Genomic DNA, 13,596 nt, shown 5'->3' on the forward strand with positions numbered 1-13,596 from the left:
TATTTGTTTATTGAATATAATGATTAAAATTTTTCCTTTTATATTTATAATTCTATGGTCTTCCGCATTCATAACCACTAAACCTATTATAGATAACAGTGATCCATTTGCAGCTCTAGCTTTTAGATTTGCTTTAGTTGCCTTAGGTTTTTTTTTATTTTCTATTTATTCAAAACAAAAAGTTTTTGTAAGTAAAAGAAATTTTTTTGAATCTTTTTTTAGTGGCGTCTTATTTCATGGTTTTTATCTTGGGGGAGTTTTTTACTCAATTTCAATAGGTATGCCTACAGCAATAGCAGCGTTAATTGTCACTCTTCAACCAATTCTCACAAATGCATTGAGCGGTCCCATCTTAAATGAAAAAGTATCTACAAAACAATGGATAGGTGTTTTGTTGGGATTTGCTGGGACAGGACTTGTATTGAGTTTTGATGTTGGTTCAAAAATACCAGCAGCAGGATTGATAGCAACTATAATAGCTTTATTAGCAATTACATTTTCAACTTTATGGCAAAAAAAATTAAGCAACAACTTGCCTCTATCTGTAAGTAATATGAATCAAGCTATTGGTGGATGTATATTTCATTTATCAGCAATTATATTATTTGTTGATCCGTATATTGATTTTTCACAAACATTTATTATTGCAATGAGCCATCAAATATTTTTGGTATCGTTTGGAGCATTTACAATATTAATGTTTTTAATTAAAAATAACTCAGCAAGCAAAACTGTTTCTATATTTTTTTTAATCCCAGCAACATCTGCTTTTATGGCCTGGCTTTTCTTAAATGAAAGTTTAACTAGCTTAGATTTAATTGGATTTCTAATTACTTCTATTGGAGTTTATATCGCAACAAGAGATTGAAAATTTAAGTTTATAAAGATTCAAAGCCAAACTCTAGAGAGGCGTCTGTGATAGAATGATATAAAGATTCGCCAAAACTTCTTAGAGCAAATAATCTTACTTTATTTGGATTTTCACCTAACCTATCTACTGTGAAAGCTATTCCATTATAAGTTGAGTTAATTGAATTATTGTTGTCCAATGTATTAAAATTAAAAGGACATCCTTTTTTTAAAACTTCTATTGCATCATTTCCTTCGATTTCAATAATAGCTCTAGAATGAGATAAATCTGTTACAGCAAAATCTGTATCTTTAAATTTATCTACTACATTTTTTATTAAATCTTTTTTCGTTGAAACTAAAAGCCAATTTTTTGGTCCATTCCACATAATCCTTGTAGTTTCATTAAATACTACGGTTAAAGGTTCATTATTTAATTTTAAACCATCAATATCAATACTCTCAAATGAAATTGAAGAATTTTTGTACTGAACTATTTGAACAATTAATAAATTTTTGATTTCAGATATTTTAAGTATATCATTTCCATTTTTACCCTCATAATCTCCAAATTGACCTTTCTCATAAACATTTGATAAAGCTGAAATTAATGTCATGATCTAACCCTTTCACCTTTTGGGTCTACATAATGTGATGAAACTATTTCAACTGGTATTACTTTATTTTTAAGTGGCGACATCGCAAAAAGCTTTTGACCAATCATGTTTTTTCCATCTTTCAAAATTGCCAAAGAAAAAGGATTGTCATACTCAACGCTCCAACATGATGCAGATATATGACCTAATTTAGGATTTGGTAATGGTGCTTTATCATCTTTAACTAAATGTGAACCTTCAGGTATACTTGTTTTTTTATCTAATGGAACTACCCCTACTACTCTTTGTCTATCTTCGGCAGTAAATGCAGATCGTTGTAATGATCTTTTTCCAATAAAATCTTTCTTTTTACTAACAAGACCTTCTAAAGCGTTATCGTATGGAATTGTTCTACCATCAAGTTCTGATCCAGCAACATGTCCCATTTCAATTCTAAGAGTTGATAATGCTTCTGTTCCATATGGTTGAATGTTAAATTCTTTACCAACTTCCATTATTTTTTCCCACATAAAATTTCCATAATCAGACTCAACATTTACTTCGTAAGCAAGTTCTCCTGAAAACGAAATTCTAAATATTCTTGCTTTAACACCAAATAAATCTTCCTCCATGTAGCCCATAAAAGGCAAGCCTCCATTTGATACATCAGAATTTGGAAATAATTTTTGTAATAAATCTCGAGATTTAGGTCCAGCAATAGCTGCTCCAGCCCATTGTTCTGTAGTTGAAACTACATTCACATTTAATTCAGGCCAAACTAGTTGCAAATAATATTCTAAATGAGAAAGAACGTTTGCTGCTTGAGCTGTAGTAGTGGTCATATGATAATGATTTTCTGAAATTCTTGTAGTTGTTCCGTCATCCATAACAATTCCATCTTCTCTTAACATTACACCGTATCTAGCTTTACCAACTGGTAGCTTCAACCATGCATTTGTATAAACTCTATTTAAAAACTCTGCTGCATCAGGACCTTTAACATCAATTTTTCCTAAAGTTGTTACGTCACAAACTCCAACATTTGTTCTCACATTTTTTGCTTCTCTTTTAGAGGCCTCAAATAAATTTTCATTTCCTCTTTTATAATATCTTGGTCTTAACCAAACACCCGCATCAACAAAAACTGCATTATTTATTTCATGCCATGAATGCATTGGAGATTTTCTTGTTGGTTTTGAATGTTTTCCAACCTCTCTTCCTACTATTGCTCCAATAGAAACAGGAGTATATGGAGGTCTAAAAGTTGTATGACCTACTGCAGGAACAACTTTATTTTCAATTTCGGATACTAATTGCAATCCATTTAAATTACTTGTTTTTCCTTGGTCTGTTGCCATTCCCAGAGTGGTATATCTTTTAACATGTTCAATTGATCGATACCCTTCTCTTAAAGCTATTTCTACATCAGATACGGCTACATCATTTTGAAAATCTAAAAATCTTTTATAATTTTTACCTTTCGGCAATGGGACACACCAAAACTTATCATGTTGAGAAGATTTTTTTTCAACAACATTTGGAATAGTTATCTCGTTATTATTTTCAGTAATTTTTTTTGATAATTCACTTCCTGCTTTAAATGAAGTTTTTAAAGTTTCCTCCAGTGAAAATACACCATTAGCTGCACCTAAAGTGATTTCATTTTGTTTTGATTGCCCTGGAACAAATGCATCAATTTCCTCTTTAAACTTTGTTTTATTTCCTGATTGTGAAGCTAAATGAATAGTTGGTGTCCAAAAACCTGAAACGCAAATACAATCACATTGAATATTTTCTATTTTACCAAGTTGTTTTTTGTCTTCTGAAATACTTGCAATATCTGCAGATTTTACTTTTTTATATCCTTGTGCTGCAACCACAACATATGAATTTTTAATATTAATTCCTAAATTTTTTGCTTCATCAATTATTTCTGACTCAGGTTTTTTTCTTGAGTCTAAAACAACTGGATCTACTCCATATTTTTTAAATTCAATTGCTGTTTCGTATCCACTATCATTGTTTGTAAATACTAACGGTTTTCTTCCAACTAAAACACCATATACTTTTAAGTATTCTTTAGCAGCTGAAGAAAGCATAACTCCTGGCGTATCATTATTTCCAAAAACTATTGGTCTTTCAATTGATCCAGAGGAAATCAAAACTTCTTTTGCACGAATGTACCATAGTCTTTTATTAGGATGATATTTTTTAGTTGATGGCAAATGATCACTAACTTTTTCTGACATCACAAGCATGTTGTGATCATAGTATCCAAAAATTTGGGATCTATTTTTTACAACAACATTTGGCATTGTTTTAAGTTCTGCAATTATTCCCTCAGCCCAATCTTTTCCTGATTGGTTACCAATATTGACATCGCTTGTTAATAAAGATCCACCAAATCTTGGTTTGTCTTCTGCTAAAATAACTTTAGCTCCATTTTTTGCTGCAGCATACGCACCTGCCAATCCCGAAGGTCCTGAACCTGCGATTAATAAATCACAATATTCGTATTTATGTTCATACCTTTCTTTATCATGTTTAGTTGAGGCTACGCCTAAACCAGCTGCTTTTCTTATAAAAGGCTCATAAATTCGATACCAAAAACTTTTTGGCCACATAAAAGTTTTGTAATAAAAACCTGCTGGTAAAAAAATTTTTAGAAAATTATTTATTGCACCTATGTCAAAATTAACACTTGGCCAACAATTAACACTTTTAGCCTCTAAACCCTCAAACAACTCCTGTTCTGTAGCTTTTATATTTGGCTCTGTTTCACCATTTCTGTAAAGTTGAACAACTGCATAAGGTTCATCTACACCTGCTCCAAAGAAACCTCTGGGTCTGTGATATTTAAAACTTCTTCCTACTAAATGAACTCCATTTGCTAATAAAGCTGAAGCTAATGTGTCACCTTCATAACCAAAGTAAGTTTTTCCATTAAATTTAAAAGATAATTTTTTATCTCTATTTATTAACCCGCCATTTTCAATTCTAAAAGCTTGAGTCATTAAGCAACTTCCTCATCAGCTTTGAAGGTTCTGAAAATTTCATGAGTTGTGGTATCTCTCTCAACCTTTATCCATTGTCTACATCCAGAAATATGTTGCCATAGCTCTAAATGCTTTCCTCTTAAACTTTTTCTATTGTAAACAAAATTATCCCATTCTTGATCAGAAACTTCTTTATTAAGTTCTGGTCTTTTAACACTTGCATCACCACCATACGAAAATTCATTTTGAGACCTCATTCCACAGTGCGGGCAATTTATATAAAGCATTTACGATATCCAGGTTTTTGTTCCAAGTCCCTTTTCATCAATAAGATGGCCAGTACTAAATCTATTTAAGCTATAACCAGCATTTAATTCGTGAACTCTATCTTGTGCAATTGTGTGTGCAAATGTCCATCCTGATGCAGGTGTGGCTTTAAATCCTCCATAGCACCATCCACAATTTAAATACAATCCTTCAATGTGTGTTTTATCAATAATTGGTGAACCATCCATTGACATATCCATTATACCGCCCCAAGTTCTCAACATTTTTAATTTACTTAAAAAGGGCATCATCGCTATTCCTTCAGTTAAAACGTGTTGTAATGTTGGTAAATTTCCTCTTTGAGCATAACTATTATACCCATCAAGATCACCTCCCATTACCATCTCACCTTTATCTGATTGACTTACATAAAAATGACCGGCACCAAATGTAACTACTTTATCTAAAACTGGTTTAACTGGTTCAGAAACACAAGCTTGAAGTAAATGTGTTTCAATTGGTAAAGTCATATTTAATTTTTCAGCTAATATATTTGTGCTACCAGCAACACAAATACCAACTTTTTTTGCTTTAATATTTCCCCTTGAAGTTCTTATACCTTTTATTTTTCCTGCGTTAACATCAAAACCAATCACTTCACAATTTTGAATTATATCTACACCCATAGAGTCTGCTTGTCGTGCATAGCCCCATGCAACAGCATCATGACGAGCAGTTCCAGCACTTGGTTGCATCAAACCACCAAAAATTGGAAATCTTACGTTGTCTGAAAAATCAGCCATTGGAATAATTTCTTTAACTTGCTCTCTATTTAAAAGAACTGCATCTATTCCATTTAATCTCATCGAATTTCCTCTTCTCGCATATGCATTCATTTGTGCATCAGAATGCGCAAGGTTAATTATTCCTCTTGGAGAAAACATTACATTGTAGTTCAGATCCTGACTCATCTTTCTCCATAAATCCATTCCAAACTCACTGAACAATCCATTTTCATCGTGCATATAATTGGATCTAATAATTGTAGTGTTACGTCCTACATTTCCTCCTCCAATCCAACCTTTCTCGATAATTGCAACTTTTGTAATGTTGTGCTCTTTGGCAAGGTAATATGCGGTAGCTAATCCATGACCACCACCACCTATAATTACAACATCATATTCTTCTTTAGGTGTTGGATCTTTCCAGGCTAAATCCCAATATTGATGATTAGAAAAAGCATTTTTAACTAAGTTAAATATTGAATACTTCTGCATCAAATAATTTTATAACAAAGAATATAAATAGTGCTTATTTTTTTTATATATATTTTTTAGAAGTTTCCAAATATCTCAAAAAAGGATAAGAAGTCACAGGTAAATGTTTTTAACTTAAAGGATTATTCATGAGCGATGTAAAGTCAGATATTCAGATAGCTAGAGAAGCTAAAATGCAACCAATTAATGATATTTTAGCAAAGATAAATGTCCCTGATGAGAGTGCAGCTTTCAGCCCAATGGGAAGACACATCGCAAAAATAAATTTGGAATATTTAGACACTCTTAAAGATAAACCAGATGGAAAATTAATTTTAGTAACTGCAATCACTCCAACTCCAGCTGGTGAAGGTAAAACAACTACTTCTGTTGGATTGAATGATGGATTAAATAAAATCGGAAAAAAATCTATTGTTTGTTTAAGAGAACCAAGTCTTGGTCCTTCTTTTGGAATGAAAGGTGGTGCAGCTGGCGGAGGATATGCTCAAGTTGTTCCTATGGAACAAATAAATTTACATTTCACAGGTGATTTTCATGCAATCACATCAGCTCACAATCTGTTATCTGCATTAATTGATAATCATATTTATTGGGGAAATAAATTAGACATAGACGTTAGAAGAATTGTTTGGAAAAGAGTTATGGATATGAATGATAGATCTTTAAGATCAATAAATATAAATCTAGGTGGTGTTGCTAATGGATTTCCAAGAGAGGATGGTTTTGATATTACTGTTGCATCAGAAATAATGGCAATCTTTTGTTTGTCGAATGATCTAGAAGATTTAGAGAAAAGAATTGGGAATATTACAATTGGATATAACCGAGATAAAAAACCAGTTTATGCAAAAGATTTAAATGCTCAAGGGCCTATGACTGTTCTTCTTAAAGAAGCCATTAGACCTAACGTAACACAAACATTAGAAAACAATCCTGCAATTATACATGGTGGTCCTTTTGCAAATATAGCACATGGATGTAACTCAGTTATTGCAACAAAAACTGGATTAAAACTTGCAGATTACGTTGTAACAGAGGCAGGGTTTGGTGCTGATCTGGGTGCTGAAAAATTTTTAGATATTAAATGCAGAAAATCAAATTTAAAACCTAGTTGTGTAGTTATAGTTGCAACAATCAGAGCATTAAAAATGCATGGTGGAGTTGCAAAAGAAGATTTAAAAAACGAAAATGTAGATGCACTTAAAAAAGGATTGGTTAACCTTGAGAGGCATATTGAAAATGTTAAAAAATTTGGGTTACCAGTTGCAGTTGCTGTTAATCATTTTATCAAAGATACAGATAGTGAAGTAAAAGCACTAATAGATTTTTGCAATACTTTAGGTGTTAAAGCAAGCCTTTGTACTCATTGGGCAAATGGTGGTGAGGGAACAAAAGATTTAGCAGCACATGTTGCTGAATTATGCGAAAAAGATGAGGCAAAATTTAAATTCTTATACGAAAGTAAAACACCATTGTTTAAAAAAATAGAAACTATAGCAAAAGAAATTTATAGAGCTGATGAAGTAATTGCTGATACTAAAATAAGAGAACAACTAAAAAACTTTGAAGCAGCAGGATACGGTGAATTACCAATTTGTGTTGCAAAAACTCAATATAGTTTTTCAACTGATCCTAATTTAAAAGGTGCTCCATCTGGCCATGCTCTTCCAATAAGGGAGGTAAGACTATCATCAGGTGCTGAATTTATAGTTGTTATTTGTGGAGCGATAATGACAATGCCTGGTCTTCCAAGAGTTCCAGCAGCAGACTCAATTAAGTTAAATAAAAAAGGTGAAATAGAAGGTTTATTCTAAATTTAAATAGTCTAACCAGTTCTCCAATTCTCTCATTCTGGAAACTTTATCTAATTTATTATTCTCAATTTCTATGTGTTTGATGTGATTATCTATTTCATTCTCATCTTTAAAAGCCCCTTTTTCTAAAAGTCTTTTTTTTCTGAAAATAATCAAATTGATCATTTTATTATAAGTAATCTCAGGGTGGTATTGAAGACCCCATATATTACAGTTACCAACTTTAAAATTTATTCCTTGAACATTATTTATTGAGTTTGAAGCTAATAAAATTGAATTTTCTGGCATTGTTACGACTTCATCAAAATTAAATGCTGGTGTATTAAATTTTTGATCTTTATTTTTATAGAGTGGATGATTTAAACCATTGTCATTAATTTCTATATTTGAGGCAATACCTCTATGAGATCCTCTTGTGCATTTTTTTACTTCTCCACCAGCTGCGGTTACAGCTACTTGCATACCCCAACATATTGCTAAAATTTTTTTGATTTTTTGCTGACATTCTTTCATAAATTCAATTTGTCTTTTTATTTCTGGAGTATTGTTATAGATATTTAAACTACTACCACCCCAAATAAGACCATCATAGCTTTCAAGTGCATCAATATTTTGATAAATATTTTCATCTGAAGAAGGATTAACTACGTGAGTTTCTAATTTATCTGTGAAATAAGCTAAGCTATCTTTAAGGCTTTCTGTATGTGTTTGAATTCCAGCCTCAGAAAAACTTTGGTTTTCTTCTCGTAAGTTTCCTTCTACTATCAATATTTTTTTCATTAAAATAATTCTCCAGAAATGCTTTTCATATACATTTCTTTTAGATCATTTTGACTTAACTTTTTAGGATTTCCTCCTGTTGATGGATCTTCAAATGCCATTAAAGAAAGCTCATCTAAATCAATATTATTACAATCCATCACATCTGATAATTTGTTTGGAATATTTAAATTTTTTCTTAATTCCAAAATCCAATTTAAAAAACTATCAAAATTTTTATTTAAATTAAGATAATCACAAATTGATATTATTTTATTTTCAATTGATGATTTATTAAATGTTAAAACATAAGGCATAAATATTGCGTTTGATAAACCATGGTGAACATTGAATTTACCGTTTACAGGGTGGCTCAATGAATGGATTGCTCCCAGTCCTTTTTGAAACGCAGTCGAACCCATTGAAGCTGCAGAAAGTAAATCCATTCTAGCCTTAACATCTTTTCCATTTTTAAAGGCTTTAATTAATGAATTTTTAATTAATTTCATTCCTTCTATTGCCATACCATCAGCCATTGGATGATATCCTGGTGCACAAAACGCTTCTAAATTATGAGCTAGTGCATCCATTCCTGTTGCTGCTGTTAATCTTGGAGATAATTCTAGTGTAAGTAAAGGATCTAAAATAACAATCGAAGGTAACATTTTTGGGTGAAAAATAATTTTTTTTGCACCTGTTTCTTTATTAATGATTGCAGATGCTCTACCAGTTTCAGATCCAGTCCCAGCAGTGGTTGGAACTGCAATAATTTTTGAAATTTTTGAAATGTCAGCTCTTGTCCAGTAATCACCAATATCTTCGAAATCCCATAACGGTCGAGATTGTTTACACATAAATGCTATAGTTTTTCCAACATCTAAACCACTTCCACCTCCTAAAGCTATTACACCATCACAGTTCGAGTTATTATAAACTTTAACGCCTTCTTCTACATTTTCTCCAATAGGATTTCCCGTAAAATTAGAAAAGGTAGCTAAATTTTTAAAACTTTTTTTTAATCTTAATATTACATTTTTTATTAAGTCTAAGTTAATTAAATCCTTGTCTGTTACGAATAATGGATTTGAAATATTTAACTCTTTACAGGCTAAGGATAAATCTTCAATTCTATTTTCTCCTATCCACATAATGGTTGGATAATTCCAATTAATACCCATAACAAAATATAATTTTATTTTTTTAAAAATTGTTAGTAAGATATATTTATAAATTTATTAATGATAGGAAAAATTCTATGTCAAAAGTAGCAATCATAGGCGCTGGTCCATGTGGACTTTCAATATTAAGAGCATTTGAGCATTTAGAAAAAAAAGGAGAAAAAATTCCTGAAATAGTTTGCTTTGAAAAACAAGAAAGTTGGGGTGGTTTATGGAACTACAACTGGAGAACTGGTTCAGATCAATATGGAGATCCTGTACCTAACAGTATGTACAGATACTTATGGTCTAATGGACCTAAAGAGTGTTTAGAATTTGCTGATTATTCTTTTGATGAACATTTTGGAAAGCCAATTCCCTCTTTCCCTCCAAGAGAAGTGCTGCAAGATTATATTTTAGGAAGAGTGAGCAAAGGAAATATAAAAAGTAAGATTAAATTTAATACAAGAGTTACAAATACTAATTATAAAAATGATAAGTTTGAAATTAGCTACCAAGATAAAGTTAATAATAAAATTTTAAATGAAACGTTTGATTATGTGGTAATCTCTACAGGTCATTTTTCTGTACCTTTTATTCCTGAATATAAAGGAATGAATTCTTTCCCAGGAAGAATAATGCACTCACATGATTTTAGAGATGCAGAAGAGTTCAGAGGAAAAGATGTGATTGTTTTGGGAAGCAGCTATTCAGCTGAAGATATAGCCCTACAATGTAATAAATATGGTGCTAAAAGTGTAACGATTGGTTATAGGCATAATCCAATGGGCTTTAAATGGCCAAAAGGCATGAAAGAAGTCCATTACTTAGATGGGTTAGAAGGAAAAAAAGCTATATTTAAAGATGGAACAGAACAAGATGCTGATGTAGTTATTTTATGTACTGGATATCTTCATCATTTCCCGTTTTTAGATGAAAGTTTAAAATTAAAAACTCATAACAGATTATATCCACCAAAACTTTACAAAGGTGTTGTGTGGCAAGATAATCATAAACTTTTATACTTAGGTATGCAGGACCAGTTTCATACATTTAACATGTTTGACTGTCAGGGATGGTATGCAAGAGATGTGATCATGGGGAAAATCAAAATGCCTAGTGATGAAGAAATAAAAAAAGACATAAATAAATGGGTTTCAATGGAAGAAAAATTAGAAAATCCTGATCAAATGATTGATTTTCAAACAGAATATACAAAAGAGCTTCATGATATGTCTGATTATCCAAAAATAGATTTTGAATTAATTAGAAAACATTTTAAAGAATGGGAACACCATAAGGTAGAGGATATTCTAACTTATAGAAATAAATCGTTTTCGTCTCCAGTAACTGGATCTGTTGCACCAATCCATCACACACCTTGGGAAAAAGCGATGGATGACTCAATGAAAACTTTTTTAAACAAATAAAAATTTAATAATTTATTTTTAATTTTTTGTTTTTATTAATTGAATTTAATAATGCAATCATTAGTGGGATTTTTTTCTTATTAATTTTTCTTAAAATATAGGGGGCAATTTCATTGGCTAAATCAGCTCCTTCAATGGTATCATTTCTCATAAATTTCTTTTTTGCATTTTTAAAAGAAAATCCTTTACCTAAGTATTCTCCCATTTTGCTATTTCTGCCACCTACAGCACTCACATAAAGATCTCCAATACCAGCTAAACCATATACTGTTTCTTCTCTTCCTCTAAAAAATTTAATTAAGTATTTCATTTCATCTATTGATTTTCTGAATAAAGCAGAGGAAGTATTATTTCCTTGACCCGATCCAATTATCATCGAATAAATATTCTTAATAGCAGAGGAAAACTCAACACCTTTTACATCTGATGAATATTCTGTTTTGTAATAATGAGTTGAAATCATTTTTCCAATTTTTTTAGCAATACTTATATTTTTATTTGCTATTACAGTATAACTTTTTACCTTCCTTGCTAATTCTTTTGCTAAACAAGGTCCTTTTAATATTGAAATGTTTAAATTTTTTTTATTTAAATTTAATTGCTCAGACATACTTATTAATTTTTTACTTTTTTTTTGAAATTTTAAACCTTTTGTTAAAACAAGTATTAAAGTTTTTTGTTTAAGATCTTTTAGATAATTTTTTATCATGTCTATACCTACTGAGCTTACAGCAACGACTATTAAATCCCATTTTTCATTCAAAAGTTCAGGACTAAATTTCTTAAGATTGAGTTTATTTGATAAGTTAATTTTTAGAGCTGGATGAAATTTTTTTTTATTCTTTAATTTTTTTAGTAAATTTAGGTTATATGGTTCAGTCAAAGTTACTTTTTGATTGTTGTCAATTAAAGGAACAGAAAAAGCTGCACCCATTGCTCCTGCTCCAATTATTAAAACTTTTTTCATAAATATTATGCTAAAGTTTTTTTAATTGCTTGCTGCCAACCTTGCAATAAGTGATTTCTCAAATTTTTATCAATTTTTGGTATAAATTCCTTATCTTTTCTCCATGTATTTTTAATATGATTTAATGATTTAAATTCTCCTATTTGGTAACCTGCTAACAGCGCGGCCCCGAGAGCAGTCGTTTCTAAAATTTTAGGTCGAACTACTTTTAAATTAATTATATTTGCCAAAAATTGTGAGAACCAATTATTAGCTACCATACCACCATCAATTTTAACTATTCTGGGTTTTAAACCATCTTTATTCATTGAATAAAATAAGTCATTACTTTGATAAGCAACTGACTCAACGGTCGCTCTCACTAAAGTTTTCCAATCACTATCTCTTGTAAGTCCTGTTATTAAACCTCTTACATCAGGTCTCCAATAAGGTGCACCTATTCCACTAAAAGCTGGGACAACATAAACTTCATTGTTAGTTTTTGTTGATTTAGCTATTTTTTCAGTTTCGTAAGCATTGTTTATTAGTTTAATTTTATCTCTCAACCATTGTACCCCTGCTCCTGCTATGAAAATAGATCCTTCAAGAGCATACGTAGTCTTATTGTTCAATCGATAACAAATTGTGGTTAATAACTTATTTTTTGAATTAATTTTTTTTGATCCAGTATTCATTATTATAAAAGCGCCTGTACCATAGGTGCTTTTAATTGATCCTTTTTCAAAACAAGCTTGTCCTACAGCTGCAGCTTGTTGATCTCCTAAAACAGCTGAAATGGGTATTTCTTTTCCTATAACTCTCTTGTCTGTTTTTCCAAAATTATCTGCAGAATTTTTTACCTCTGGCAAGATGCTCCTTGGAATTTTTAATTTCTGTAAAATTTCATTATCCCATTTATTGTTATTGATATTAAACAACATAGTTCTACTTGCGTTGGTAGCTTCAGTTAAATGCTGTTTACCTTTAGTTAATTTCCAGATTAAGAAGGTATCTACTGTACCAAATAATAAATTATTAGTTTTTAATAACTTTTTTGAAACCATTACATTTTCTAAAATCCATTTTATTTTAGTGGCAGAAAAATAAGGATCTATAAATAATCCTGTTTTTTTTCTAAAAGTATTTTCATAATTTTTATTCTTTAGAGATTTACAATATTCCTGGGTTCTTCTATCTTGCCAAACAATTGCATTATAAACAGGTTTTCCAGTTTTTTTATTCCACAAAATTGTAGTTTCTCTTTGATTTGTAATTCCAATTGTAAGTATATGACCTTTTAAAATTTTAGCTTTTTTGATTACTCGTTTTAACGCTTTAAATGTTGTCGACCAAATTTCATTTGGATTGTGCTCTACCCAACCATTTCTTGGAAAGTATTGTTTAAATTCATATTGAGATATAAATTGAATATTGCCTTTAATATCAAATAGCACTACTCTCGAGGAAGTTGTCCCCTGGTCAATCGAGATAATAAATTTTTTCAA

General features: G+C 30.8%; 11 protein-coding genes. 3 read left to right on the forward strand and 8 right to left on the reverse strand.

The genetic code is table 11. The features are described from left to right. The first annotated feature begins 19 nt into the window (after positions 1-19). Positions 20-868 carry a DMT family transporter gene (locus AMN81_RS01780; protein ID WP_072090427.1) on the forward strand — a complete coding sequence of 283 codons (849 nt, stop codon included), beginning with the start codon at positions 20-22 and terminating at the stop codon, positions 866-868. A 10-nt stretch (positions 869-878) separates the two neighbouring features. Here AMN81_RS01780 and AMN81_RS01785 read toward each other — a convergent pair whose 3' ends face one another. Genes AMN81_RS01785 through AMN81_RS01800 form a run of 4 tightly spaced genes read right to left on the reverse strand, consistent with a single transcriptional unit; the run spans position 879 to position 5,985 of the window. Beyond that, entirely contained in the window at positions 879-1,466 is a 588-nt protein-coding gene (locus AMN81_RS01785; RefSeq protein WP_072090428.1) for an aminomethyltransferase family protein, read from the reverse strand. Continuing rightward, on the reverse strand, positions 1,463-4,459 hold the full coding sequence (locus AMN81_RS01790) for a sarcosine oxidase subunit alpha family protein (RefSeq protein WP_072090429.1): 2,997 nt from the start codon (positions 4,457-4,459) through the stop codon (positions 1,463-1,465). Before AMN81_RS01790 ends, AMN81_RS01785 begins: the two co-directional genes overlap by 4 nt. Beyond that, the gene (locus AMN81_RS01795) at positions 4,459-4,728 is read right to left on the reverse strand and encodes a sarcosine oxidase subunit delta (protein ID WP_072090430.1); all 270 of its coding nucleotides are present in this window, start codon (positions 4,726-4,728) and stop codon (positions 4,459-4,461) included. The genes AMN81_RS01790 and AMN81_RS01795 overlap by 1 nt, the downstream gene beginning before the upstream one ends. Beyond that, the gene (locus tag AMN81_RS01800; RefSeq protein WP_072090431.1) at positions 4,729-5,985 is read right to left on the reverse strand and encodes a sarcosine oxidase subunit beta family protein; all 1,257 of its coding nucleotides are present in this window, start codon (positions 5,983-5,985) and stop codon (positions 4,729-4,731) included. A 128-nt stretch (positions 5,986-6,113) separates the two neighbouring features. On the opposite strand from AMN81_RS01800, the gene AMN81_RS01805 reads away from it, so the two are divergent. Continuing rightward, a complete protein-coding gene (locus AMN81_RS01805; RefSeq protein ID WP_072090432.1) occupies positions 6,114-7,799 on the forward strand; it encodes a formate--tetrahydrofolate ligase in 1,686 nt (561 codons plus the stop codon). On the opposite strand, the gene AMN81_RS01810 is transcribed toward AMN81_RS01805, so the two are convergent. Then, positions 7,791-8,579: a type 1 glutamine amidotransferase gene (locus tag AMN81_RS01810; RefSeq protein WP_072090433.1), complete on the reverse strand. Its 789-nt coding sequence runs from the start codon at positions 8,577-8,579 to the stop codon at positions 7,791-7,793. The two genes, AMN81_RS01805 and AMN81_RS01810, sit on opposite strands and share 9 nt — an antisense overlap. Further along, on the reverse strand, positions 8,579-9,736 hold the full coding sequence (locus AMN81_RS01815) for an iron-containing alcohol dehydrogenase (protein ID WP_072090434.1): 1,158 nt from the start codon (positions 9,734-9,736) through the stop codon (positions 8,579-8,581). Before AMN81_RS01815 ends, AMN81_RS01810 begins: the two co-directional genes overlap by 1 nt. Positions 9,737-9,813: 77 nt before the next feature. Between AMN81_RS01815 and AMN81_RS01820 the strand changes: the two genes are divergently transcribed. Next, on the forward strand, positions 9,814-11,145 hold the full coding sequence (locus AMN81_RS01820) for an NAD(P)-binding domain-containing protein (RefSeq protein ID WP_072090435.1): 1,332 nt from the start codon (positions 9,814-9,816) through the stop codon (positions 11,143-11,145). A gap of 4 nt (positions 11,146-11,149) precedes the next feature. Here the strand turns inward: AMN81_RS01820 and AMN81_RS01825 are convergent, their stop codons facing one another. Together AMN81_RS01825 and glpK are read right to left on the reverse strand one after the other, a co-directional pair. Continuing rightward, positions 11,150-12,112 (reverse strand): 2-dehydropantoate 2-reductase N-terminal domain-containing protein, encoded by a 963-nt coding sequence (locus AMN81_RS01825; RefSeq protein WP_072090436.1) that lies wholly within the window; start codon positions 12,110-12,112, stop codon positions 11,150-11,152. Positions 12,113-12,117: 5 nt separating this feature from the next. Then, positions 12,118-13,596: a glycerol kinase GlpK gene (gene glpK / locus AMN81_RS01830; RefSeq protein ID WP_072090437.1), complete on the reverse strand. Its 1,479-nt coding sequence runs from the start codon at positions 13,594-13,596 to the stop codon at positions 12,118-12,120.

Source organism: Candidatus Pelagibacter communis, assembly GCF_001179845.1.
Lineage (GTDB): Bacteria > Pseudomonadota > Alphaproteobacteria > Pelagibacterales > Pelagibacteraceae > Pelagibacter > Pelagibacter ubique_Q.